Genomic DNA, 23,783 nt, shown 5'->3' with positions numbered 1-23,783 from the left:
CTTGATCGGAGATTGCCGGGGGCTTACACTAGAGATTGAAGTTTTGAAGGAGACAACCACCATGGCAACTGCCGCTCCCACACCCGAAGTAGTCACAGGCCCGGCCCCGACGACCCAGCCCGTTGCGCTGACGCCCTCCGCCATCGCCAAGGTGAAGGAGATTATGGCCACCCAGGATCCGCTCCCGGCTGGTCTGCGCATTGGTGTGGTCGGTGGCGGATGCTCCGGCTTCCAGTACTCCATGAGCTTTGAGAACCAGCAGGGCATGATGGACAAGGTTGTCCGTTTTGAAGACCTGAAGGTTTTTGTGGACGCCACCAGCGCCATGTACCTAAATGGCTGCACCGTGGATTATGTCGAGACGCTTGAAGCTGCTGGCTTTAAGTTCGAGAACCCCCAAGTGAAGAGCACCTGCGGCTGCGGATCGTCGTTCTCGGTCTAAATTTTCAGAAGTTATGCTGCGAACCTGCAGCACCAGTTCCAAAAAGGCCCGCGCAAGCGGGCCTTTCTGTTGGCTATGTTGAAGAAATTGTGCGCCATCCACGTTTGGTCGCCGTAGCCGTCTAAAATTGTGCAGACCATCCGATGACGGAATATGTAGTTAAACTCGCAGACGAACGCGGTCGCGTGCAGGAACAGACCCATCCTGCCGCCAGCGCGGAAGAGTTGCGTGCGCGCTTTTTGCAGGCCGGCTACCTCGTCTATTCCGTAAAGCCGAAGGGCGCTCTTGCGGGTGGATCGACACAGAAAAAGGTGAAGCTGCAGCCGTTTCTGGTGTTCAACCAGCAGTTTGTCACGTTGATCAAAGCGGGTTTGCCTATTCCCGGATCGCTGGAGCTACTGGCGCGTCGGCAACGTGACGAGAATTTTAAGGCGCAGCTGGTGAATGTGGCCGCGCGCATTAAAACGGGCGAGTCGCTTTCCGGTGCGTTCGATGCGCAGGGTGGCTTTCCGCTGATTTTCACCACCACACTGCTTGCTGGCGAACGTTCCGGCAACCTGGCGGAAGTGTTGCAGCGTTATGTGGACTTTCAGCGCGTGTCGCTGACGGTGACGAAGAAGCTGAAGAGTGCGCTGGTGTATCCCACGTTGTTGATCACGCTTGTGGTGGGCCTGTTCATTTTCTTGATTTCGTTTGTGGTGCCACGGTTTGCGCAGTTGTATGACCAGTTGAATGCACCGTTGCCGAAGATTACGGTGTTCCTGCTGGATGTGGGTAACGCTTCGCAGAAGTATGGTTTGTACGTGTTGCCGTTTGTGCTGCTGACGGCATTCCTGGTGTATCGCTGGTCAAAGACGGATGCGGGCGCAACGGCGATTGATCGTGTGCGTTTGTCGATTCCGTTGATTGGCACGATCTGGTTGAAGTATCAGGTAGGGTTGTTTGCGCGTACTCTTTCCACGCTGTTGACGGGCGGTTTGCCGCTAGTGCCTTCACTTGAAACTGCGGCGCGATCGATCTCGTCGCGCCAGGTTTCGAATGCGGTCTTCGCATCTGTCACGCAGGTGCGCGAAGGGCAGGGCTTGAGCCGTTCGCTGGAATCCACGCGCGTGTTCCCGGAGCTTGCGCTGGAGATGATTGAAGTGGGTGAATCCACCGGTGCGTTGCCCGCGATGCTGAACTCTGTTGGCGGCTTCTTTGAAGAGGATGTGGATACATCCACTGCCGCGTTGTTGAGTTTGATTGAGCCCACGCTGCTGATCTTCATGGGCATTGTGGTGGCTGTGATTTTGATTTCGCTTTACCTGCCGATTCTTCAGCTTGGCGCGGGCGCGGCAAGTGGTCAGCCCGGAGCAGGGCAGTAAGTCTTACCTAAGGTTTTAGGAGTTCAAACGAACTTATGGCATCTCCTCTTGCAATCCCCATTGCGAATCCGGAACTGAACGAGACAGAGCGCGCGCAGTTGATGGCGCGGCGCTATCACTGCGAATTCGTTGATCTGCGCGACTTCAAGATTCAGCATGAACTGGTGAAGTCTGTGCCGGTGGAACTGATGTTCCGCTACAACTTCATTCCATTGGAACAGTTGCAGGATCGACTCGTTATCGCTGTCAGCGATCCTTCGCGACTGATGGTGCTGGATGAAATCTCTGGCTTGCTTGGGCAGCGGTTGCTGACGCGTGTGGCCACGCTGTCGCAGATTACCGATCTGCTGAAAAAGACGGAACAGTCGCAGCGTGTTCTGGAAGAGGCAACGGAAGGTCTTACGTTTGACGTTCTGTCTGCGGAAGACAATCCAGACGAGAATATTTCCATTGAACGACTAACGAGTGAAGACGATATCTCACCGATTATTCGACTGGTGGATACGACGATCTTCTCCGCGTTGGAACGGCGCGCTTCGGATATTCACCTTGAAACATACGACGATTCACTGCTGGTGAAGTACCGCATTGATGGCGTGTTGCAACAGGCGATGGCGCCCATCGCGCGTGAACATCATCAGACGATTCTTTCGCGTATCAAGGTTATGAGCGAGCTGGATATCGCTGAGCGCCGCGTGCCGCAGGACGGTCGTTTCCGTGTGCGTTACAAGGGGCGTCTAATCGACTTCCGTGTGTCGATTATGCCCACGGTGCATGGCGAAAATGCCGTGCTGCGTGTGCTGGATAAAGAGTCGATGAGCGAGAAGTTCAAGAAGCTCTCGCTGGATGTTGTGGGCTTTGGCGCGCATGATCTGGAGCGTTTCCGTCGTTACATCAAAGAGCCTTACGGCATGGTGCTTGTTACGGGGCCGACTGGTTCCGGTAAGACGACAACGTTGTATGCAGCGTTGAACGAGATCAAGAGTGAAGAAGACAAGATCATCACGATTGAAGATCCGGTCGAATACCAGATTCGCGGCATTACGCAAATTCCGGTAAATGAGAAAAAGGGCCTGACGTTTGCGCGCGGTCTGCGTTCGATTCTGCGTCATGACCCGGACAAGATTCTTGTGGGTGAGATTCGTGATGCGGAGACGGCGCAGATTGCTATCAACTCTGCGCTGACGGGCCATCTTGTATTCACTACCGTTCACGCGAATAACGTTGTCGATGTGTTGGGTCGATTCCTGAACATGGGCGTTGAGCCTTACAACTTTGTGTCGGCTTTGAACTGCATTCTGGCGCAGCGGCTGGTGCGACAGATTTGCGATTTCTGTGCGACGCATCGTACGTATAGCGATGAAGAACTGGTGGAGAACGGCTTGAATCCCGAAGAATGGCGCGGGTTTCAATTCCGCGAAGGCACTGGCTGCATTGAGTGCGGTGGTACGGGATATCGCGGTCGTTCGGCCATTCACGAGTTGCTGGAACTGGATGATGAAGTGCGCGAAATGCTGCTGGAGAAGAAGCCCGGCAGCGAGATTCGTCGTAAGGCTGCGGCGAAAGGCATGCACTTCCTGCGCGACTCCGCACTGGAACGCGTGCGCGCTGGCGTGACCACGCTTCATGAGATCAATAAGGTGACGTTCATCGAAAGCGGTCGCTGAGCCGCGCATCTTTTGATTGATTCGTACTATGCTGGTGCCGCTTCGCTGCGTGATATTTCTGCGCAGCGTACGAGGGCGAACGATGCGGCTTGGCTTGCGAATTCTTGTTTCTCTTCTAACGGTTGGAGCGGTTGTTGCGCAGGCGCAGCAACGGCCGAAGATCATGGGCATTGCGCATGTGGCGTATGCCTCGCATGAAATTGATGCGTCGCGTGCGTTTTATCGCGACTGGCTTGGGCTTGAAGAGGTGAATGCGTGGATGAGCGAAGGCAAGCTCGCGTTCACGTTTTTCAAGATCAACGATCGCCAATTTGTGGAACTGACTCCTGAGAAGGGAGCCGGTACCGATCGTTTTGGTGATGTTTCGTTTGAGACGAATGATGCTGAGGCGATGCGTCGTTATCTGGCGGCGAAGGGTGTGGTGGTGCCGAAAGAAGTGACGCAGGGACGCATTGGCAACGTGGCGTTCAAGATCGTCGATCCTGCAGGGCATCAGGTGGAGTTTGTGCAGTACATGCCGCAGGGCAAGACTGTGCAGGACTTTGGCAAGCATCTTGGGCCGGAGCGTATTTCGACGCATATGACGCATACCGGACTTATCGTGACGGATCTGGATCCGGAGTATCGCTTTTACACGCAGGTGCTCGGGTTTACGGAGACGTGGCGTGGATCGTCGGACGGCAAGGTGCTTTCATGGATCAACCTGAAGATGCCGGACAGCACGGATTATGTGGAATTCATGCTGTACAAAGATGCGCCTGAGCCCACAAAGCGCGGAGGTGCGCATCACATCTGCCTGGTGGTACCGAGCGTGCCGGAAGCGGTGGCGAAGCTGAAGACCAGGCCCTATGCCGCGACGTATAAGCATCCACTGGAAGATGACCACGTGGGTAAGAATCGCAAACGGCAATCGAACCTGTTTGACGCTGATGGAACGCGGACCGAGTTGATGGAACCAACAACGATTGACGGGACAGTCACGCCGCCTTCGACGGCACCCTGGCCTCCCAAGTGATTGAAATCTCCCATCATGGGACTGCTTAGGTCGTGTCCGTGCTATCGGACGGGCGCAAATCCCGTCTCAAGCATGTAGTCTGGATTAGCTCCGAAGTATGCCTTCCGTTCTTCCGAAATCGACGATGCAGGTGCGCCCCCGCGTGGCCGTAGAGGTTCGCCCTGAGGGCGTGTATGCGGCCTCGTCTCCGGATACCGCGGGACTGCTGGCGCAGGTTGCCTCGGCTACGCTGCCGGTTGGCGCGCTGGTGCCGTCGCTAAGGGTGGGCAACGTGGTGGACCGCATTGCAGTGATTGCGGCGCTACGCAAGGTGTTGAACGCCGTACAAGTGAGCAAAGGGCGCGATGTGACGGTGATCGTGCCGGATACTGCTGTGCGCGTACTGTTGCTGGATTTTGACGAGCTGCCTTCGAAGGCAGAAGAGGCGCTGGCTGTGATGCGTTTCCGGCTGGCCAAGCTGCTGCCGTTCAACCCGGAGCTGGCGCAGGTGAGCTGGCAGGTGATGAGCCGGTATTCGATGGTCCTGCAGGTTCTGGTGGTGGCTATTCCGAACGAGGTGCTGGCGGAGTATGAGTCCGTGGTGCGCGAGGCGGGGTTTGAGCCGGGTGCCGTGTTGCCCAGCACGCTTGCCGTTGCGGCGGCGATTGACGATGTTGCGCAGTCCGCGTCCTTGCTGGTGAACGGCAGCGAATATGCCGTGACGACGGCCATTCTGCGCCGGGGAGAGATTCTGCTGCACCGTACGCTGGAGTTGAAGACGGACGCCATGGCCGAAGCGGCTGCCATCGTGTCTCAGGAACCCGCGAACGTGGCGATTCATGACGAGCTGATGCAGGGCGAGGCAAGCGAAGTGGCCGTGGCAGAGATGGTGCAGGCGAGTGTGCTGGCCAGGACTGACGATCCGTCGCGTGTGGAGTTGGAATTGCTTCAGGCTGTAAGTGTGGCCGCGGCTTATTTTGAAGATTCGTTGAATGTTGCGCCGGAGACTGTATTGACGGCTGGGACGCTGTCGCCTGCAGCGTTGGAAGCGATGCTGGCCGAGACCGGTTTGCGCGCGGAAGAGGTGCTGACGTCGGCAGATTTGTTGTCGGCTACACCAATCGCCCACGGACTGCTGGCGGGTTTACGAGGAGCGCTGAAAGGCTAACGTGCGCGTCTCGATTAATCTCGCAACCCGGCCTTATATAGAGCTGGATCGGCTGCTGAAGCAGCTTCGCATTGCCATTGGAGCACTTGCAGTGCTGGCGCTTGCGTTGGGCGTTTGGCTGTATTCGCAGTCGTCGAAGGCGCGGCAGCAGCAGAAAGAACTGAAGGCACTGCAGACGCAGGAGCAGAAGCTGCAGAGAGAGCGCAATGCGAATGAAGCTCGTTTGCGGCAGCCAGTGAACGCCGCCACGTTGAGCCGTAATCAGTTCCTGAACACGTTGTTTCAGCGCAAGAGTTTTTCGTGGACGGCAGTGCTGATGGATCTGGAGGACGTGCTGCCCGAGGGTGTGCAGGTGTCGTCCATTGAGCCGGTACTGGCGCCGTCGGGTGAAGTGACGATCCGCATGCGTGTTCTTGGGCAGCGTGAGAATACGGTGCAACTGGTGCGCAATCTGGAGAAGTCACATCGGTTCATCGCGCCGCGTCTGGCGGGCGAAGCGCAGCAGACAGCGCAGCGGAACGCTTCGACGATGGGAGCGAACGGATTGCCGCAACCTGCTGCGGTGGTGACCGGCGTGAACGGTCTGCCAGCTATCTCCGGTGTGGAATTTGAGATTGTCTCCGGCTATAACCCGCTGCAGCCGCGTGTTCGTGAAAAGACCGCAGAGAAGGACGACGATGAGGCCGACGACAAGACCGCGGCCAAGACCAAGCCGGAGGTGAAGAAGCCATGAAGCTGCCTTCCGGAATTACAGTGCCGGGTGTGAACCTGAACGATGCGCAGCGCGAACGCATGCGCAAGATCGCCACGCCGGTGAATGCGCATCTCGTCGTGGCTGGTGTGTTGGTACTGCTCTGCCTTTATCTGGGTGTGCGGCTGTACATGGTCAGTGGCAGCACCGGAGTCCAAGGCAGCGAGGCCATCGTCGTGGAGCAGTCGCGCGTGGCCGCGGCAAATCTTGCTGCAGAAAAACTGCGCGGCGTGGATTCCAAGCTGCAGGCTTCGGATACGGAAGCACAGAAGTTTTATACGGATCGACTGCCTTATGCGTACTCCGATGTGGCTGCGGCGATTGGCACGCTGGCGAAGGAGACGAATGTTCGCTGGAGCCGCGCGTCGTATGTGCAGGCCGTGTCCACGGATGGCGTGACGGAACTGCGCATTGATGGTGCCGTGACTGGCGACTATGTCTCCGTGGCGCACTTCATCAATGCCATGGAGCGCAGCAAGAGCTTCTTCCTGATTGAGAACCTGGCACTGACGGGCGCGCAGGGTGGTTTGGTGAATCTGCAGCTTCGCATTGGAACGTATATCCGCGAACCCATGCCCGCGTATGCCACGGCGCAAACCACCGCAGGAGCGCGGCCATGAGCGCTATGAAGGTGGGCACTGAGGATAAGAAGAAGCTGATTGTTGCGGGAGCCTTCGGGCTGTTTGCCGTGGGGTCTCTGGTGTACACCTTTGTCGGTGGCAGCAACAATGAAGCGCCATCCGCTCCGCCTCCAGCCGTGGTGCAGACCGCTCCTCCTGTTTCGACGAATGCTGTAAGTCCGGCGGCGCAGGCCACGGCGCGCGTCACGCCGTCAAAGCTGGATCCCACATTGCACCCCGAAGGAATGCTGCTGACGGAGTCGCTGGTCTACGCCGGGAAGGGCCGGAACATCTTTGCGCCTCCGGGAACGCCATCTGAGACGGCCCAGGCGGCGATCCCGAAACCAATCGCCTCACCGCGCTATGTTCCGCAGGCCCCGGTCAATACGGGACCGCCGCCTCCACCGCCCATCAATCTGCGGTATTTTGGCAATGCGACACGCACAGACGGTGTACGCCAGGCTTTCCTGCTGCAGGGCGAGGACGTCTTCATCGCAGGGAAGGGCGATATCGTCAGCCGCCGCTACAAAATTGGGGAAGTATCCGCGCACGACGTCGAAGTCACGGACCTGACCAACAACAACACGCAGCGCCTTCCACTCATCATGCAATGACCACGCAGAAACCAGTCCGCAAGCACTCAGAAGGAGAGGAAGGGTATCTCCTGTTGGGGTTGGTGGTGGTGTGCTTCTTGCTGCTGCTGGTGTTGGGTGTGGCTGCGCCGCGTGTGGCGAAGCAACTGGAACGCGACCGCGAAGTGGAATCGGAACACCGCGCCCAGGAGTATGTCCGGGCTATCCAGCTTTTCTATAAGAAAAACACTCGTTATCCCACGTCGATCGACGAGCTTTTGGGGAAGGGACCGGGCGGCGGCATGAGCCTGGGTGGCACCTCCACAAACGCGCATTATCTGCGGCAGGAATACAAAGACCCGATTACGGGTGGTGACTATCGTCTGATCCACTTTGGCGAAGCTAAAACAGAAGTCAAGGGCTTCTTTGGCGAACCGCTGCAGGGCATGCCTGCAGGCAATCTGGGCAGCGCCGCTGGCATGGTCTCGAACCTGGGCGGAAATTCCGCGTCGGGCAATCCAACCGCAACAGGCGGATTGGGAACTTCGAATCCCACGAACGGTGCGACCGGAGGCACGAGCGGAGCTACCGGGACAACGGGAAGTACCGGCGGATCGGGTACGCAGAACGGTTCCCAGACGGACGTTACTTCCACGCTCGGTGGCAACAATGCCACGTCATTTCAGGGCAGCAAGGGCGCCATCATCGGCGTTGGCAGCAACGGAAAAGGCCACGGGCTGGTGGAGTGGAACGGATCCGAAAACATCGAGGACTGGGAGTTTCTCTACGATCCTCGTGTGGAGCTGCTGAAGGCCAGGGTGAGCATCTTCGGCGGAACTCCAGCCGCTAACGGGAACGGATCGTTTGGCAGTTTCGGCAATGGGGTTGGGTCACCTCCGGGAACGACAACTCCGGGTAGCCCAACCGGGACCGATCCCAACTCTTCCAGCGGCACGCCGTCTACTTCGGCTCCGACAACCGGAACTCCTTCTACTGGCACAACCCCCCAGTAGAGCCTTCAGCATCGAAAAACTTTGCAGTCGGCAGCGATGTCGGCTTTTTTGCCTCCCGAACCTGGGTTCGTACCGTTTTCTTGCTGATTTTTGGGTGGGAGAGGCAAAATGCGACCAAAAGGTGGTTTACGACATCATATACATTGACAGCAAGTCACTCACATGTGATTCTGGACGTGCCTGAGGTAGACGGCGTCATACTAAGTTTGAGCAGGAAATTGCGGCCAGCACCCTGACGGGAGGCCGCCGGAGGAGCAAGAGACCCATGGGTAAGATCATTGGAATTGACCTTGGAACCACTAACAGCTGCGTTGCCGTGATGGAAGGCGGCGAGCCGAAGGTGATTCCGAATGAAGAAGGCGGTCGCACCACGCCGTCTATCGTTGCGTTTACGAAGAGTGGCGAACGCCTAGTTGGTCAGGTGGCAAAGCGCCAGGCAATCACAAACCCCGAGAACACCATTTACTCCATCAAGCGCTTCATGGGCCGTCGCCCGAACGAAGTGAATGAAGAGATGAAGATGGTTCCCTACAAGGTAGTCGCAAAGGGCGACAACGTTGTTGTGGATGCACAGGGCAAGGAATATACCGCGCCGGAAATCAGCGCGATGATTCTGCAGAAGCTGAAGAAGGCTGCTGAAGATTATCTGGGACAGAGCGTGACGGAAGCCGTCATCACGGTTCCCGCGTACTTCAACGACGCACAGCGTCAGGCCACCAAGGACGCAGGCAAGATTGCCGGTCTGGATGTGAAGCGTATCGTCAACGAGCCCACTGCGGCTGCGCTGGCTTACGGCCTGGATAAGAAGAAGGACGAGACCATCGTTGTGTATGACTTCGGTGGCGGTACGTTCGACGTATCAGTGCTTGAAGTTGGCGAAGGCGTTATTGAAGTGAAGGCCACCAACGGCGACACGCATCTTGGTGGTGACAACCTCGATCAGCGTCTTGTGGATTGGCTGATTGATGAGTTCCGTAAGAAGGAAGGCCTGGACCTGCGCGGCAAGGGCAACGAAATGGCCCTGCAGCGCCTGAAGGACGCGGCTGAGCGCGCGAAGATCGAGCTCTCCACAACCATGGAGACGGAGATCAACCTGCCGTTTATCACGGCAGACGCGACAGGACCGAAGCATCTCGTGGAGAAACTGACACGAGCGAAGTTCGAGAGCTTGGTTGAGGACCTTCTGCAGAAGTCGGTTGGCCCCTGCAAGCAGGCGATGGCTGATGCTGGCATCGACGCTTCCAAGGTGGATGAGGTTGTTCTCGTCGGTGGACAGACGCGTATGCCTCGCATCCAGCAGCTTGTGAAGGAGCTGTTCGGTAAGGAACCGCACAAGGGCGTGAACCCGGATGAAGTTGTAGCGATTGGTGCGGCGATTCAGGGTGGCGTTCTGGGTGGTGAAGTGAAGGACCTGTTGCTGCTGGACGTGACGCCGCTGACCCTGGCTATCGAGACGATGGGTTCGGTTGCGACGCCGATGATCCCGCGCAACACGACCATCCCGACGAAGAAGAGCGAGACCTTCTCGACGGCTGCGGATAACCAGACAGAAGTGGAAGTTCACGTTCTGCAGGGTGAGCGTCCGCTGGCGAGCCAGAACCGTACGCTGGGCAAGTTCAAGCTGTCGGGCATTCCTCCCGCACCGCGTGGCGTGCCGCAGATTGAAGTGACGTTCGACATCGACGCGAACGGCATTCTGAATGTGACGGCGAAGGACCATGCCACTGGCAAGGACCAGAAGATCACCATCACTTCCAGCTCGGGTCTGAGCAAGGAAGAGGTGGAGCGGATGGCGAAGGAAGCCGAAGCTCATGCGGGCGAGGATAAGGAGAAGCGCGACGAAATCGAAGCGCGGAACCAGCTCGACAGCATGGTCTACAACGTGGAGAAGACCTTCCGCGAAAACGGTGACAAGATCAGCGGCGCAGAGCGCGGCGATGTGGAAACTGCACTGGCCGATGCGAAGAGCACGCTGGCAGGAACGCCTTCTGCGGCTGATCTGAAGGCTGCGAACGAGAAGCTGACCGCTGCCAGCCACAAGCTTGCCGAAGCCATGTACAAGGCTGGTGAGGCTCCGACAGACGGCGCTGCTGCCGCTGCGGGAACCACCACCGAAGCGCCCAAGCAGGAAGAGGGCGTGATCGATGCCGAGTACGTGGATGTCGACAACAAGTAAAGCACTTCGTGCTGTTCTCGACGCGCTCTGCGCGTGAATGCAGAGAATGGCAAACAGGCTGGAAGCCGGGGAACTGAAACAAGTTCCCTGGCCTCCTCCGAAAATTTCTACGGATTTCAGTAGAAATAGGAACAAAGACACGAGTCGAAACGTAGTTTCCAGTGTCTAAATAAGTGTGAGTCGCGCTGCTGCAGTCGGCGTGATTCTTGGCAGAAGATGGGGTGCTGCAATCACCGTATCGGAAGCCAGGTGACGAACACCGCCGCGCACAGCACGGCGATGCGAATCGAAACACGAAGAGGGCGCTCGAAAGCCAATCAGCGCATCGAGCGCCCTCCGTGTATATAAGCGCAGACTATCCCGGGAAAGGGGAGAAGGCCATGAATACAGTGATCTGGAAGTGCGAGCAGTACGTCGCAGGCAAGCTCCACGAGAAGACCATTTTTGAGAACGAACAGCAGGCAAGGGACTTCGCCCGCAAGCTCTATGATGTTCGCCCGGATACGATCCTGCGCATTGAACCAATGCCGATTCAGCATGTGTGGAACTAAGTAAGACCAAGTCTAGGAGTAGACGTGCCGATGGCTTATAAGCCATCGGCATTTTGCTTTTGCCCCCGAACATCCGGTGGTAGCAGCGGTGTGTTCAGATGATTGACTTGGATAACGTCACAGACTAGTTGGCCTGCGAAAAGTCGTTGACCTTTGCAACGTGGGCCCTGGTGATTGCCACCAGGGCTGCTGGTGTTGGACTTGTGGCCCCGGGACCTGTCGTGGAACGCCGCTTGGACCCAACAGTCGCGCTTTATGTGGTTGCTATACTGCCGCAATGCAGCCAACACAATCGGGCACACTTCCTCGCTGGGCTCTCTGGTTACTCGTACTCCTTGGGCTGGCGATGCTTGTGGTCGTAGCAGTATTTCCTCTGTTGACGGTGCCAGCGGAAGATGCCGTGATTCTGCATACGTACAGCCGTAATCTGGCGCAGCACGGACTGATCAGCTTCAATCCCGCAGGGCCGCCGGCAGAGGGTGCGACGGACTTTCTGTGGATGCTTTACATTGCGCTGGTGATGAAGCTGGGTACGAGTGCGGAGATCGCCACGGCTGTTGCCAACGTACTCTCTGCTGCGGGGCTGGCATGGGCTCTGCTGCGCTTGGCAAAGGTGCGGTGGAGCTTTCTGGCTGGTCTTGCCGTGATTGGCAGTGTGGCTCTGCTTCCGCAGATACAGTCTGCACTTACAGGCTTTTCTGTTCTCCCGTTTGGCTTTGGACTAGTGTTGCTTGTGCTCTTCAGCGAGGAAGATCGCGATGTGCCTCTGGCAATTGGAGCGCTGCTGCTATGCCTCTTCCGACCAGATGGTGTGGTGTTTGCCGTCCCATTGCTGATCCGCCAGTATCTCAAGCAGCCAACCGCGCGCAAGCTGGCGATTGACGCCGGAGTTTTCGTCATACCCGGGCTAATCTACTTCCTGTGGCGCTGGCATTACTTCGGGCTGTTCTTTCCACTGCCGTTCTACGTAAAGTCCGACACGCATCGGATTCTTGGACTCTATGAACCGTCCAACAAGCAGATCTTCCCTTACCTGATCTTCAGTGTTGCGGTTCTGTGCCTGGCGGTGTGGAAGCGTTTGACGCGGCCAGTGATCACGTTGCTAATTGCAGTGTTCCTGGTGCCCACTCTGTTCTATCTGCGGATGCGTCTGGACCAGAACTGGAATGGTCGTTTCTATTTCTATCTACCGCTGGTGGCTGCTGCTGTGCTGGCCATCATGTGGCATCAGTTGCAGATATCCCGGCGGTCGATTGCGTTGTGCATTGTGGTGGCCTACGCGGTGACGCTGGCGCGTCCAGAACGTTTTGGTGTGGCCATGTCGTATGAGTACCAGAGCGATCTGAGAGCGCGCCGTGCACTTGCGCGGGACATGGATCGCCCAGAGCTGCACGGCACGCTGCTGATTAGTGAGACCGGCGTGATTCCGTTCTATTCCCGCTGGACTGCCTACGATCCTTGGGGCCTGAATACGGCGGAGTTCGCGCAACACCTGATTCAGCCATCTGCAGTGGGCGCGTTACGACCCGATGTAATCGCATTGCATGCCCCGGATTGCGCGGTACGCGTGCAGGACGCACGGCAGGCACGAAGCTGGGACAACATGCTGGTAAACGTGCAGACAGGAATTGCTCAGGACGGCACCTACGTTGCTCTACGGCGCAAGGACCTGCCCTTTGGAAATCTGGGGCCGCTGTTCCGTTTCCGCCAGGGTTCTGGCGAGCAGCTTTGTTGGTACATTTCCAACCGCTACGCTCATCAAGCCGCGCTGGTCGAGATTCTGAAAAAGCATGGAACCGAGGCTCTGACAAAGGACGGAAGCAATGCCGGAAGGCAATGAGATACATCGATGGGCTGAGCGGCATAATGCGGCCTTTGCTGGGCGCAAGGTAAATGTGTTGCCGGGGCCGAACCATCGTTTCAAAGATGCGCATCTGGTGGATGGCAAGAAGATGCTGCAGGTGCATGCGGTGGGCAAGCATCTTGGCTACGAATTTGCGAATGGGCTTTATCTGCACATCCATCTTGGTCGCTTTGGCGATTTCACTGAGGGACTTGGGTCACTGGTAGAGCCGAAGGGAACACTGCGTGCGGTGATGCAGCGTGCCGGTTCGGGCAAGGTATCGCGTAGCGTGAAGGGCAATGCGCACGCGCTGACTGGGCCGTATAACGGGCCTCCTTCGAAGGACGATGGAACGCAGCCGTTCCCCGCTGAAGATGTGGACTGGTGGGAGTTGCGTGGACCTACGGATTGCTCTATATACGACACGGAGAAGTGGCAGGCGTTGCTCAATCGGCTAGGGCCTGATCCTCTGGCGCATGAGCCGGGTGGGCATGACGAGCCGGAACGCGCGATTCACGCAATCCTCGCAAAGAAAACGAGCATTGCCGAGATTCTGATGGATCAGGAGATCATCTCCGGCATTGGAAATATCTATCGCGCGGAGCTGCTCTTTCGTCATCGTGTGAATCCGTTCACACCGGGCGATGCAATGGATGCAAAGACACTGAAGGCTATCTGGAAAGATGCTGCTGTCCTGATGAAGGCGGGCATGGTGGATCGGCGCATCGTTTGCACGAAGAAGAGCGATCGACCATCGAAACAGGAGCCTGCGCTGCGTGGCGAGGAGCATTACGTTTATCGTCGTCATGGTAAGCCGTGTTTCGTGTGTGGAGAGACCATTCTGCGTAAGGATGTGGCAGGCCGTACGCTGTACTGGTGCCCCAACGATCAGCACACCACGAAAGAGCAGACAGCATCGGCTCTGAAACCGGGAATAAGCCTGCGTTCGCAACGTGTGAAATGATTTTTTGTTGCTGTATGAGACACGGCGACGCCGCTGAGTGACTTTCACTCATCTAATCTGGTAGCAAGAAAGACAAATGGCACCCACTCAGACCAAGGACTATTACGGCGCACTCGGCGTGAAGAAGACGGCCACTGCGGATGAGATCCGCAAGGCCTTCCGCAAACTCGCGCGTAAGTATCACCCTGACGTGAACCCCAACGACAAGAAGTCTGAAGAGAAGTTCAAGGAAATCTCTGAAGCCAATGACGTCCTGAGCGACGAGAAGAAACGTAAGATCTACGATCAGCTCGGCTTTTACTCGGACAACATTGACCCGGCGGCGGCGGAGGCAGCAGCCCGTGGTGGTTATGCCGGCGGTCACGCTCACGGCGGCGGCCATGCAGGCGGCGGTGTGCCGTTTGATTTTGGTGGATTCGACTTCTCCGGTGGGAACCCTCAACAGCAGGCGGGTGGTGGATTTGGTGGTTCGTTCCGCGATATCTTCGGCAGCATGTTCAACGGTGGTGGTGGACGCCAACAGACACAGGCTGCGCGTGGGCCGCGTCCGGGAACAGACCTGGAGTACCAGGTAGAAGTTGACTTCTGGACGGCCATCCGTGGCGGCACCACGAAGATCGAAATCTCGCGGCAGGAACAGTGCGGCACGTGCAAAGGAACCGGAACGATTGGTGCTCCGCAAACGTGTCCGCAGTGCAATGGCAGTGGTCAGATCACGCAGATGCAGGGTCGCATGAAGTTCAACGTGGCATGCCCACGTTGCGACGGCACGGGCCGCTTACAAGCAGACTGCGGCACATGCCATGGCGCAGGCACGGTCACGAAGCGTCAGACACTGGAGTTCCGTATCAAGGCCGGCACACGCGATGGTCAGCGTATTCGACTTGCAGGCAAGGGCAACGCGGGAACTGAAGGCGCTCCCGCAGGCGATTTGTATCTCATCATCAAGTCCGGCCCGCATCCGGTGTTTACGCGTGCTGGTGATGACATTCGCGTCACCGTACCAGTGCTGGCGTTTGAAGCAGCGTTGGGAACGAAGATCGATGTACCCACGATTGATGGCCGCACGCAGTTGAAGATTCCGCCGGGAACGCAGACAGGGCAGAAGCTGCGTCTGCGGGAGAAGGGTGTGCCTTCTGCTTCGCAGGATGGTGTGCGTGGCGATCAGATTGTGGAAGTGCAGATCGTTGTGCCGAAGATCCAGGATGAGCGGTCGAAGGAGATTCTCCGCGAGCTTGCCAAGCTGAATCCTGAAGATCCTCGTGAGGAGATGTTCGCGAAGGTTTAGTTACATAAACTAACTTGTTTGCTTCGCCATCCTGCGGCTACCGCTCAGGATGGCGAACGTTTTTTTGAGGCTTTATTGAACCTACGAGACAGTCGCGAGCAGGCGCTCTACAGCGTCTACGGCTGTGGTCGTGCCGTTTTCATTGCGGATCAACTCACCAATCTGCGCGGCGCGTTCTGCGAAGCTGTTGTCGCGTATCAGGCGTATCAACGAGTAATGCGCCTGCCGGTCTCTCCACATTCTGCGATCATGCTTCAGGCCGACGCCGAGTCGCACAATGCGTGCGGCGTTATCGGGCTGATCGAAGTTGAAGGGGACGACGACTTGTGGGCGTCCGGATCGCAGGGCTTCTGCGGTGGTGCCGATGCCTCCCTGGTGCACGATGATGGCGGCATGTGGGAAGAGCTTGCTGTAGTCAGCGTAAGGCACCGTGAGGATATTTGGCGAGCTCAACCCGCGTGGATCGCCTACGAGGATGGCACGCATCTTGAGACGATGCGCGGCGCGAGCACTGATCCAGAAGAAATCGCCGGCTGCGTGCACTGCCGCAGAGCCCAATGTGAAGACGATGGGTGGTGTGCCCGCTTTCAGGAAGTCGTCAATGCGTTCCTGTACGCCATCGTGTTCGGGTTGCGACTCCTGTTCGTAATGCGCGAATCCCGTTTGCAGTGTGTTCGCGGGCCAGTCTGGCTGCGGCTTTGCAAAGTGAGATGAGAACATGGCCAGCACGAGATTCGCCTTCAGCTTGCCGGTGCGCAGGGTCTCGGAATCATCTGGTAAACCGAGACTCTTACGAAACTCGCGCAGGGAAGTACTCCAGCGACGGAATGCAAGGGCGGGCAGCTTGAGAAGCGCCTTCTGGAAGCTCAATGGCCAGCCGAGTGTGAACGATAGGAACTGAAGCGCTGGCAGTACGGAAGGATCATGCGGCGAGAGGAAGCTGATGGGCGAGAGCAGAACGGAAACCCAGGGTATGCCCGTCTTTTCTGCAAAAATGGGCGCGGCCAGCACCATTTCACCTGCGATGAGAAGGTCAGCGTCGGCGCAGATGCGCTCCAGTTCCGCGTACATCTGCGGGATGTGCGGCAGAAACATCTTTCGGAAGAGATATTCCGGGCCGCGGGTGGTGCGCATCAACCGATGCAGTAGTTCCGGGTCCTGTGGAGAAACTGGGGGGCCCAGCGGCTCAAATTCAAATCCGAGGGCCTGAATCCGCTCGCTGTAAAAGGGAGCCGTGGCTATGACGGGGTGGTGTCCGCGGTTGCGAAGCTCCTGTGCCAGCGCCAGAAACGGGTGAAGATCGCCCAGCGATCCAAATGACGCGATGACAATACGTTTTCCAGGAGTTTCAGTCATGCCATCATTCAGGCTACCGTAAGCGTCCGGCTTGAGTGAAAGTGCCGTGAAATCCACAGGAAAACCCCTTCGCCGAAGGTCCGCATACCGCCCCGATTCATTGACCAGAACGGTCCGGGATTGGTATAACAAAGGGGTTGCCGTTGTCCCCTTTGCTCCGCCAAGGTGCCCTCTCCGGGCGCTTGAACGAGAGTCGGGAGCTCCCTTTAGGGCACGGCCCACGGTCCTTCATGCAAGCGATTCTGAACCAACTTGGCGATCTTGTGCTCGGCTCTGTGCCGACCGCCGTCTTTTTCCTGATCCTACTGGCCGCTTACCAGGTGCTTGTCCGCAAGCCCATGGAGAAGGTGCTGGCGGATCGCCATGGCCGTACGGGCGGAGCCATGGATGAGGCAAAAGCAGCGATTGCTGCAGCGGAAGCGAAGACCACGGCGTACGAAACCCGTCTTCGCGATGCCCGCAGCGAAATCTTCAATGCCCGTGCCGCCCGCCAGAAGGCAGCTTCCGATGCGCGCGACAAGGCGCTGGCAGAGGCTCGCACCGCGGCACAGCATCGCATTGGTGTTGCACGTGAGGCCGTGGAGCAGTCCGGAGCCGAAGCGAAGGCACAGATTGAGACGCAGGCAGCCGCCCTGTCGCAGCAGGTGATGGCAGCTATCCTGCCGCATCGTGCTGGAACCGGCGTGGGAGTAGCCCGTTGAAGATTTTCCGTATGAAATTCGTATTTGCAGCACTGCTGGCGCTCACGCTGGCCGCGCCAGCTGTTCACGCCCAGGAGCCTGCTCCCGCATCGCCTTCTACTGCCTCCGGGCAGAAGCTTGAGCCCGAGGCGGTTCCCGAGAAGAACAACCCCGAGCGCAAGGAAGCTGAGGGAGGCGAAGAAGCCTTCCGTAAGTCTCCGTCAGTCATCAAGCTGGGCCACATGCTGGGCATGGAGCCGGGAACGGCTTCTGCAGTATTTGAGTGGTTTAACGCCATCATTCTGCTGGGTGCTGTTGGTTTTGGCCTGGTGAAGGCTCTGCCGAAGGCATTCCGCGCACGTACCGAAGGCATCCAGAAGAACATTGTGGAAGCCCGCGTGGCCACGGAAGAGGCGAAGGCTCGCCTGTCTGCTGTGGAAGGCCGCCTGGCGAAGCTGGATGGCGAGATTGCGGCTCTCCGGATCGAGAACGAAAAGGCTGCAGCGGAAGAAGAAGTTCGTATTCACGCGCAGGCTGAAGAAGAGAAGAAGCGCATTCTGGAAGCTGCAGAGCAGGAAATTTCTGCTGCTTCGGCTGCTGCTACCCGCGATCTGCGTGCCTATGCCGCAGAGATCGCTGTGGACCGCGCTGCTTCGCAGTTGAACATTACGCCGGAAGATGACCGCATCCTGATCGAATCGTTTGCGGGAAAGCTGTCCTCTGTTAAGCCGGGCGCAGAAGGGAGCCGCAACTAATGGCAGCCTTCGAACTCCGTTACGCGCGCGCATTTCAGCAGGTTGCTGCTGCGCAGAATCTGAACATTGACACCATCCGCCAGCAGGTTGCGGACTTTGCAGCCACGCTGGATGGCAGCCGCGAACTCCGCGAGTTCCTGCTGAATCCGGCTCTGGATCATAAGGACAAGGTCAAGGTTCTGGATGCAGTTTCCAGCCGCGTAGGTCTGGACAAGACTGTTCGCAACTTTGTTGCTGTCCTGATGGATCATGGTCGCCTGGAATCGCTGAAGGACATTGCTGCTGAGTTCAGCACGCTGGCCGATCTAGCGAACGGCATTGCCGAAGCAGAGATTGTTACGGCAAAGTCGCTCTCGGAAGACGAGAAGCAGTTGCTGGGCAGCAAGGCAGGAGCGTTGGCAGGAAGCCGGGTTCGTGTCACGTGGACTCAGGATGCGTCGTTGCTGGGCGGAGCGGTGATTAAGCTTGGTTCGCAGGTGTACGATGGCTCGGTTCGCGGACAGTTGCAGCAATTGAAGCGGCACCTGGCAGGCGCTTAAGAAAAGTTTTGCAGTAAACAAGTTTGTATCGCGCCAAGGCAATCGAAAGTTGCACGGGGCGCAGGAGACGAAAGAGACACATGGCACAGCTCAAGGCAGACGAGATTACAGAACTGCTTCGTCAGCAGATCGAGAACTACGAACAGAAGATTGCAGTCGATGAAGTCGGCACGATCATCTCGCTGGGTGACGGCATTGCACGCATCCACGGCCTGGATAAGGTTATGGCCGGCGAACTCATTGAGTTCCCCAAGGGCATTAGCGGCCTGGCTATGAACCTGGATGAAGATCAGGTCGGCGCTGTGCTTCTGGGCGACTTCACTGAGATCAAGGAAGGCGACACGGTCAAGCGCACCGGCAAGATCATGAGCGTGCCCGTGGGCGATGCCATGATTGGCCGTGTGGTCAACGCACTTGGTCAGCCGATCGACGACAAGGGCCCCATCGAAACGCCGTACACGCTGCCTGTTGAGCGCCTGGCTCCTGGCGTTATTGACCGTAAGTCCGTGACCGAGCCGATGGCGACCGGCATCAAGGCCATTGACACCATGATTCCGATCGGCCGTGGCCAGCGTGAGCTGCTCATCGGCGATCGTCAGACGGGCAAGACTGCCATCGCTCTGGACACGATTCTGAACTCGGCGAAGAACGACCTCATCTGCATCTATTGCGCAGTAGGTCAGAAGCGTTCGTCTGTGGCTCAGGTTGTGCAGACGCTGGAAGAGTACGGCGCTATGGCGTACACGATTGTCGTTGCTGCGACGGCCTCTGAGCCCGCACCGATGTCGTACCTGGCTCCCTATGCTGCGACCGCGATGGGCGAGTACTTCCGCGACAACGGCAAGCACGCTCTGATCATTTACGACGATCTGTCGAAGCACGCTGCGGCGTACCGCGAGATTTCGCTGCTGTTGCGCCGTCCGCCGGGCCGCGAAGCATACCCGGGCGACGTGTTTTATCTCCACTCGCGTCTGCTTGAGCGTTCGTCGAAGGTTTCGGACAAGCTGGGCGGCGGTTCGCTGACGGCTCTGCCGATCATCGAAACGCAGGCTGGCGACGTATCCGCGTACATTCCGACCAACGTGATTTCGATCACCGATGGTCAGATCTTCGTGGAAACCGATCTGTTCAACTCCGGTATCCGTCCGGCTGTGAACGTAGGTCTGTCGGTATCGCGTGTAGGTTTTGCAGCCGCGATGAAGGCCACCAAGCAGGTTGGCGCTACGCTGAAGCTGGACCTGGCTCAGTACCGCGAACTGGCTGCCTTCGCGCAGTTTGGTTCGGATTTGGATCCTGCAACGCAGAAGCAGCTGAACCGTGGTTCGCGCCTGGTTGAGATTCTGAAGCAGCCGCAGTTCCAGCCGTTGACCGCTGCACAGCAGGTTTCGATTGTGTTCGCAGGTACCAAGGGCCTGCTGGACGATATCGAAGTGAAGCAGGTACAGGCGTTCGAAGCAGGCTTCCACGAGTACATGAAGACCACCGGCCAGTCGATTCTGGACGCGATCATGGCGAAGAAGGCTCTGGATGACGAGATCACCAAGAACCTGACCAACGCCATCAATGATTACAAGGCCACGTTCAAGGCCGCCCATAAGGACAACAAGGCCGCCCTGGCGACGGCATAACAGGAATCGCCGGACAGGAAGCAGACACTTCCTGCCCGGCCCAGCCAAAGGTTATTCCCATGACGACCTCGGTCGTAGTTCTCGTAGTTGTTTTCGCGGTTCTTAATGTGGCGTTTCTGACATGGTCCCACTGGATGCAGACACGCCGGATGAAACAGATGCACTACCGGCTTGATATTCATTCGCACGATCTGGGCCGGGTGCAGGCGGAGCAGCAGGAAATCGAGGCACGCGTTTCCGTGGGTGAGCAGGAACGCCGCTGGCAGGAAGAGATTCGCAAGGTTTCGGAAAAGTTCTAAACGATGGCAAACGTACTGGATCTAAAGCGGCGCATTCGCTCCGTGAAAAACACGCGGCAGATCACCAAGGCCATGAAGATGGTCTCGGCGGCGAAGCTGCGTCGTGCGCAGGAGCGTGCGTTGCAGGCACGTCCGTATGCGCAGATGCTGGCTAACGTACTGCAATCGCTGGTGCGCCGCGCTGCTCTTTACGGTGACGAAGGCAACGGCGATGTGATGCATCCGCTGCTGGTCGAGCGCGAAGAGAAGAATGTGCTGCTGCTCGTCGTCGCAGGCGACAAGGGCTTCGCAGGCGCATTCAACTCCAACATCGGCAAGGCCGCGCAGAAGTTCATCGACTATCGTCGCGAACCGAAGCAGGTGACCGAAGACGATTCGCGTCCGGGCGAGCAGAACATCGACGTCGAGACGGTCGGCCGCAAGGCACGCGACCTGTTCAAGCGGAAGTATCCGGAAGCCGTGTGGAAGCATATCGATGAGGAGCACGACGAGCCCATCGGTATCTCGCACCACATTGAAGACCTCCGCGAGCGCAAGGCGCCGGTGGAAGTTACCAAGGATCTCGGCTTTCTGCTGGCAAAACTGAACTTCACGGAAGTGGACAAGGCTGCGCACTCGATCATTGACCGCTATGAGCGCGGCGAGATCGATTCGGTCTACATCGTCTACAACGAGTTCAAGAGCGTCATCGCGCAGCGCGTGGTTGTTGAGAAGCTGCTCCCGATTCGCAAGCTGGGATCGCCGGAAATCACTGTCGCGGAAGAGATGTCAGAGGAGTTGAAGGAAGCATCTGCTCGCGCTGCTTCTTCCTCGGGTGTTTCTATCAACGAGCCGGAAGAGACGGAGCTTGACCGCGAGGCGAAGAAGTTTGGCACGGCTGACGTGGATTACATCTACGACCAGGAGCCCGCGAAGCTGTTCAAGCACCTGCTGCCGCGCTACGTGACCACGCAGATTTACCATGCGCTGCTGGAATCCAGTGCCAGCGAACATGCCGCACGTATGACGGCCATGGACGCTGCAAGCAGCAACGCGAGCGACATGATTGATTCGCTGACACTGACCATGAACCGCGTGCGTCAGGCAGCTATCACCAAGGAAATTATCGAGATCGTTTCAGGAGCGTCAGCCATCTAGGCTGCGCCTCTAAAAGAGAGACTTATGGCAGAGAACATCGGCAGAGTAATTCAGATCAGCGGCCCGGCCGTTGATATCCAGTTCGACGAGAAGCACATGCCGCCTATCTATCAGGCGCTGCGCATCACGTCGGAAGGCTTTGATATCCCCACGCCGCTTTCGGTGATCGTGGAAGTACAGCAGCACCTGGGCGAAGGCCGTGTGCGTACGGTTGCTATGGAAGCGACCGAAGGCATGGTCCGCGGCATGAAGGCTGTGGACACCGGCAACCCAATCATGGTTCCCGTGGGCCGTGAGACGCTGGGCCGTGTGCTCAACGTAATCGGCGAGCCCGTGGATCAGCTTGGCCCTGTGCAGACGGAACTGCGCAAGCCCATTCACCGCCAGGCGCCTGCGTTTGATGAGCAGGCAACGGGCGAAGAAATGTTCGAAACTGGCATCAAGGTCGTCGACCTGATCCAGCCGTTCTTGAAGGGCGGTAAGATCGGCCTCTTCGGCGGCGCTGGTGTAGGCAAGACGGTTCTGATCCAGGAACTGATCAACAACGTTGCCATGCAGCACGGTGGTTTCTCCGTGTTTGCTGGCGTGGGTGAGCGTACTCGCGAAGGCAACGATCTGTGGATGGAATTCCAGGAGTCGGGCGTTATCGATCCGACCGACTGGCGCAAGAGCAAGGCTGCTCTGATCTACGGCCAGATGACCGAGCCGCCGGGTGCGCGTCTGCGCGTGGCGCTGACCGGTCTGACCATTGCGGAACACTTCCGTGATGAAGAAGGCTCGGACGTGCTGCTGTTCATCGACAACATCTTCCGCTTCACGCAGGCGGGTTCTGAGGTTTCCACGCTGCTGGGCCGTATGCCTTCCGCCGTGGGTTACCAGCCGAACCTGGCCAGCGAGATGGGCCAGCTCCAGGAGCGCATTACGTCCACGAAGAAGGGTTCCGTTACGTCCGTGCAGGCCATTTATGTGCCCGCTGACGATTTGACCGATCCGGCTCCGGCGACGACGTTTGCCCACTTGGACGCGACCACCGTGTTGAACCGTGCGTTGACGGAAATCGGTATCTATCCGGCCGTCGATCCGCTGGCTTCCACGTCGCGTATTCTTTCGCCGCGCGTTGTAGGCGAAGAGCATTATGCCGTGGCTCAGCAGGTGAAGGGAATTCTGCAGCGCTACAAGGATCTGCAGGACATCATCGCCATCCTGGGTATCGACGAACTTTCGGAAGACGACAAGATTACCGTTGCGCGTGCGCGTAAGGTGCAGAAGTTCCTGTCGCAGCCGTTCCACGTTGCGGAAGTCTTCACCGGCAACCCGGGCAAGTACGTCAAGGTAGCCGACACGGTGCGCTCCTTCAAGGAGATCATCGAAGGCAAGCATGACAGCGTACCGGAGCAGGCCTTCTACATGAAGGGCGGCATCGACGAAGTACTGGAAGCCGCAGCGAAGATGAAGGCAAACGCGTAAGACAGTTTCGGGTATCAGTTGCCAGTTCTGATAAGGGACTGGCAACTGATCACTGACTACTGAGAACGAACAGGAACACATGGCAGACGCAACCACACATTCCGGCCAGCTCGCAGTCCGCATCGTTACGCCGGACCGCGTTCTGATTGACACCACGGCAGACGCGATTGAGCTTCCAGCTCTGTCGGGCTATATTGAAGCGCTGTACGGCGCTGCGCCGCTGCTCGCGGAATTGGGCGCGGGTGAAGTGAAGCTGCACGGCGGCAACTCCGGCAATGCGAAGTTCTTCGTGGCCTGGGGTTTTGTCGAAGTGCTTCCGGAGCGCGTGACCGTTCTCGCTGAGACGGCACTGAAGCCTGAAGAGATCGACGGAGCCAAAGCGCAGCAGGAACTGGCTGACGCAGAGAAGGATTGGGCTCAGGCAGGCGACGATGCTGCGAAGTACGACTACGCCCGCGCAGAGATTCGCGTGGCAGAAGAGAAGATCGCAGCTTCGAAGGATCGCTAAG

General features: G+C 57.8%; 23 protein-coding genes. 22 read left to right on the top strand and 1 reads right to left on the bottom strand.

What is annotated here, in order from left to right; translation table 11 throughout:
• The first annotated feature begins 61 nt into the window (after positions 1 to 61).
• From M504_RS07575 to dnaJ, 14 genes are all read left to right on the top strand, one after another.
• Positions 62 to 442 (top strand): iron-sulfur cluster assembly accessory protein, encoded by a 381-nt coding sequence (locus M504_RS07575; RefSeq protein WP_047489742.1) that lies wholly within the window; start codon positions 62 to 64, stop codon positions 440 to 442.
• A 143-nt stretch (positions 443 to 585) separates the two neighbouring features.
• Complete coding sequence (locus tag M504_RS07570; RefSeq protein ID WP_047489738.1) at positions 586 to 1,806, top strand: type II secretion system F family protein; 1,221 nt, start codon at positions 586 to 588, stop codon at positions 1,804 to 1,806.
• Positions 1,807 to 1,841: 35 nt separating this feature from the next.
• Positions 1,842 to 3,473 (top strand): GspE/PulE family protein, encoded by a 1,632-nt coding sequence (locus M504_RS07565; RefSeq protein ID WP_047489735.1) that lies wholly within the window; start codon positions 1,842 to 1,844, stop codon positions 3,471 to 3,473.
• Positions 3,474 to 3,555: 82 nt separating this feature from the next.
• Complete coding sequence (locus tag M504_RS07560; RefSeq protein WP_047489733.1) at positions 3,556 to 4,488, top strand: VOC family protein; 933 nt, start codon at positions 3,556 to 3,558, stop codon at positions 4,486 to 4,488.
• A 97-nt stretch (positions 4,489 to 4,585) separates the two neighbouring features.
• Positions 4,586 to 5,635, top strand: coding sequence for a hypothetical protein (locus tag M504_RS07555; protein WP_047489730.1), 1,050 nt, complete (start codon positions 4,586 to 4,588; stop codon positions 5,633 to 5,635).
• A gap of 1 nt (position 5,636) precedes the next feature.
• Entirely contained in the window at positions 5,637 to 6,368 is a 732-nt protein-coding gene (locus M504_RS07550) for a fimbrial assembly protein (RefSeq protein ID WP_052200505.1), read from the top strand.
• Positions 6,365 to 7,006: a hypothetical protein gene (locus M504_RS07545; RefSeq protein ID WP_047489727.1), complete on the top strand. Its 642-nt coding sequence runs from the start codon at positions 6,365 to 6,367 to the stop codon at positions 7,004 to 7,006. Before M504_RS07550 ends, M504_RS07545 begins: the two co-directional genes overlap by 4 nt.
• The gene (locus M504_RS07540) at positions 7,003 to 7,620 is read left to right on the top strand and encodes a hypothetical protein (protein WP_047489722.1); all 618 of its coding nucleotides are present in this window, start codon (positions 7,003 to 7,005) and stop codon (positions 7,618 to 7,620) included. Before M504_RS07545 ends, M504_RS07540 begins: the two co-directional genes overlap by 4 nt.
• On the top strand, positions 7,617 to 8,591 hold the full coding sequence (locus tag M504_RS07535) for a hypothetical protein (RefSeq protein ID WP_047489719.1): 975 nt from the start codon (positions 7,617 to 7,619) through the stop codon (positions 8,589 to 8,591). Before M504_RS07540 ends, M504_RS07535 begins: the two co-directional genes overlap by 4 nt.
• A 265-nt stretch (positions 8,592 to 8,856) precedes the next feature.
• Positions 8,857 to 10,767 carry a molecular chaperone DnaK gene (gene dnaK / locus M504_RS07530; protein WP_047489716.1) on the top strand — a complete coding sequence of 637 codons (1,911 nt, stop codon included), beginning with the start codon at positions 8,857 to 8,859 and terminating at the stop codon, positions 10,765 to 10,767.
• A gap of 380 nt (positions 10,768 to 11,147) precedes the next feature.
• Positions 11,148 to 11,318: a hypothetical protein gene (locus M504_RS22280; RefSeq protein ID WP_198137547.1), complete on the top strand. Its 171-nt coding sequence runs from the start codon at positions 11,148 to 11,150 to the stop codon at positions 11,316 to 11,318.
• A 277-nt stretch (positions 11,319 to 11,595) separates the two neighbouring features.
• Positions 11,596 to 13,158, top strand: a complete 1,563-nt coding sequence (locus tag M504_RS07520; RefSeq protein WP_047489710.1) for a hypothetical protein — start codon at positions 11,596 to 11,598, stop codon at positions 13,156 to 13,158.
• Positions 13,142 to 14,125 (top strand): Fpg/Nei family DNA glycosylase, encoded by a 984-nt coding sequence (locus M504_RS07515; protein ID WP_047489707.1) that lies wholly within the window; start codon positions 13,142 to 13,144, stop codon positions 14,123 to 14,125. Before M504_RS07520 ends, M504_RS07515 begins: the two co-directional genes overlap by 17 nt.
• A 76-nt stretch (positions 14,126 to 14,201) precedes the next feature.
• A complete protein-coding gene (dnaJ, locus tag M504_RS07510) occupies positions 14,202 to 15,413 on the top strand; it encodes a molecular chaperone DnaJ (RefSeq protein WP_047489703.1) in 1,212 nt (403 codons plus the stop codon).
• A gap of 81 nt (positions 15,414 to 15,494) precedes the next feature.
• Here the strand turns inward: dnaJ and M504_RS07505 are convergent, their stop codons facing one another.
• Positions 15,495 to 16,826 (bottom strand): glycosyltransferase, encoded by a 1,332-nt coding sequence (locus M504_RS07505; protein WP_052200504.1) that lies wholly within the window; start codon positions 16,824 to 16,826, stop codon positions 15,495 to 15,497.
• 173 nt (positions 16,827 to 16,999) lie between these two features.
• Between M504_RS07505 and M504_RS07500 the strand changes: the two genes are divergently transcribed.
• From M504_RS07500 to atpC, 8 genes are all read left to right on the top strand, one after another.
• Positions 17,000 to 17,470, top strand: a complete 471-nt coding sequence (locus M504_RS07500; RefSeq protein WP_047489702.1) for an ATP synthase F0 subunit B — start codon at positions 17,000 to 17,002, stop codon at positions 17,468 to 17,470.
• An 11-nt stretch (positions 17,471 to 17,481) separates the two neighbouring features.
• Complete coding sequence (locus M504_RS07495; RefSeq protein ID WP_047489701.1) at positions 17,482 to 18,204, top strand: ATP synthase F0 subunit B; 723 nt, start codon at positions 17,482 to 17,484, stop codon at positions 18,202 to 18,204.
• Entirely contained in the window at positions 18,204 to 18,743 is a 540-nt protein-coding gene (atpH, locus tag M504_RS07490) for an ATP synthase F1 subunit delta (RefSeq protein ID WP_047489700.1), read from the top strand. Before M504_RS07495 ends, atpH begins: the two co-directional genes overlap by 1 nt.
• Positions 18,744 to 18,823: 80 nt before the next feature.
• On the top strand, positions 18,824 to 20,371 hold the full coding sequence (atpA, locus tag M504_RS07485) for a F0F1 ATP synthase subunit alpha (RefSeq protein WP_047489698.1): 1,548 nt from the start codon (positions 18,824 to 18,826) through the stop codon (positions 20,369 to 20,371).
• A 59-nt stretch (positions 20,372 to 20,430) separates the two neighbouring features.
• Entirely contained in the window at positions 20,431 to 20,670 is a 240-nt protein-coding gene (locus M504_RS07480; RefSeq protein ID WP_047489693.1) for a hypothetical protein, read from the top strand.
• A gap of 3 nt (positions 20,671 to 20,673) precedes the next feature.
• On the top strand, positions 20,674 to 21,807 hold the full coding sequence (locus M504_RS07475; protein ID WP_047489692.1) for a F0F1 ATP synthase subunit gamma: 1,134 nt from the start codon (positions 20,674 to 20,676) through the stop codon (positions 21,805 to 21,807).
• Between the two features lie 24 nt (positions 21,808 to 21,831).
• The gene (gene atpD / locus M504_RS07470; protein ID WP_047489691.1) at positions 21,832 to 23,274 is read left to right on the top strand and encodes a F0F1 ATP synthase subunit beta; all 1,443 of its coding nucleotides are present in this window, start codon (positions 21,832 to 21,834) and stop codon (positions 23,272 to 23,274) included.
• A gap of 79 nt (positions 23,275 to 23,353) precedes the next feature.
• The gene (atpC, locus tag M504_RS07465; protein ID WP_047489690.1) at positions 23,354 to 23,782 is read left to right on the top strand and encodes an ATP synthase F1 subunit epsilon; all 429 of its coding nucleotides are present in this window, start codon (positions 23,354 to 23,356) and stop codon (positions 23,780 to 23,782) included.
• The last annotated feature ends 1 nt before the right edge of the window (position 23,783 follow it).

Source organism: Terriglobus sp. TAA 43 (genome assembly GCF_000800015.1).
Classification (GTDB): domain Bacteria; phylum Acidobacteriota; class Terriglobia; order Terriglobales; family Acidobacteriaceae; genus Terriglobus.
Note: the sequence above shows the minus strand (reverse complement) of the source record. Positions and strands in the feature narration are given on the sequence as shown.

Excerpts from the sequence above, each read along its gene's own strand:
- M504_RS07480 (WP_047489693.1), top strand. The coding sequence starts at position 20,431 with ATGACGACCTCGGTCGTAGTTCTCGTAGTTGTTTTCGCGGTTCTTAAT.
- M504_RS07570 (WP_047489738.1), top strand. The coding sequence starts at position 586 with ATGACGGAATATGTAGTTAAACTCGCAGACGAACGCGGTCGCGTGCAG.
- M504_RS07565 (WP_047489735.1), top strand. The coding sequence starts at position 1,842 with ATGGCATCTCCTCTTGCAATCCCCATTGCGAATCCGGAACTGAACGAG.
- atpA (WP_047489698.1), top strand. The coding sequence starts at position 18,824 with ATGGCACAGCTCAAGGCAGACGAGATTACAGAACTGCTTCGTCAGCAG.
- M504_RS07520 (WP_047489710.1), top strand. The coding sequence starts at position 11,596 with ATGCAGCCAACACAATCGGGCACACTTCCTCGCTGGGCTCTCTGGTTA.
- M504_RS07515 (WP_047489707.1), top strand. The coding sequence starts at position 13,142 with ATGCCGGAAGGCAATGAGATACATCGATGGGCTGAGCGGCATAATGCG.
- M504_RS07545 (WP_047489727.1), top strand. The coding sequence starts at position 6,365 with ATGAAGCTGCCTTCCGGAATTACAGTGCCGGGTGTGAACCTGAACGAT.
- M504_RS07575 (WP_047489742.1), top strand. The coding sequence starts at position 62 with ATGGCAACTGCCGCTCCCACACCCGAAGTAGTCACAGGCCCGGCCCCG.
- M504_RS07535 (WP_047489719.1), top strand. The coding sequence starts at position 7,617 with ATGACCACGCAGAAACCAGTCCGCAAGCACTCAGAAGGAGAGGAAGGG.
- M504_RS07500 (WP_047489702.1), top strand. The coding sequence starts at position 17,000 with ATGCAAGCGATTCTGAACCAACTTGGCGATCTTGTGCTCGGCTCTGTG.
- atpH (WP_047489700.1), top strand. The coding sequence starts at position 18,204 with ATGGCAGCCTTCGAACTCCGTTACGCGCGCGCATTTCAGCAGGTTGCT.
- atpD (WP_047489691.1), top strand. The coding sequence starts at position 21,832 with ATGGCAGAGAACATCGGCAGAGTAATTCAGATCAGCGGCCCGGCCGTT.
- M504_RS07540 (WP_047489722.1), top strand. The coding sequence starts at position 7,003 with ATGAGCGCTATGAAGGTGGGCACTGAGGATAAGAAGAAGCTGATTGTT.
- M504_RS07555 (WP_047489730.1), top strand. The coding sequence starts at position 4,586 with ATGCCTTCCGTTCTTCCGAAATCGACGATGCAGGTGCGCCCCCGCGTG.
- M504_RS07475 (WP_047489692.1), top strand. The coding sequence starts at position 20,674 with ATGGCAAACGTACTGGATCTAAAGCGGCGCATTCGCTCCGTGAAAAAC.
- dnaJ (WP_047489703.1), top strand. The coding sequence starts at position 14,202 with ATGGCACCCACTCAGACCAAGGACTATTACGGCGCACTCGGCGTGAAG.
- M504_RS07495 (WP_047489701.1), top strand. The coding sequence starts at position 17,482 with ATGAAATTCGTATTTGCAGCACTGCTGGCGCTCACGCTGGCCGCGCCA.
- atpC (WP_047489690.1), top strand. The coding sequence starts at position 23,354 with ATGGCAGACGCAACCACACATTCCGGCCAGCTCGCAGTCCGCATCGTT.
- M504_RS22280 (WP_198137547.1), top strand. The coding sequence starts at position 11,148 with ATGAATACAGTGATCTGGAAGTGCGAGCAGTACGTCGCAGGCAAGCTC.
- dnaK (WP_047489716.1), top strand. The coding sequence starts at position 8,857 with ATGGGTAAGATCATTGGAATTGACCTTGGAACCACTAACAGCTGCGTT.
- M504_RS07560 (WP_047489733.1), top strand. The coding sequence starts at position 3,556 with ATGCGGCTTGGCTTGCGAATTCTTGTTTCTCTTCTAACGGTTGGAGCG.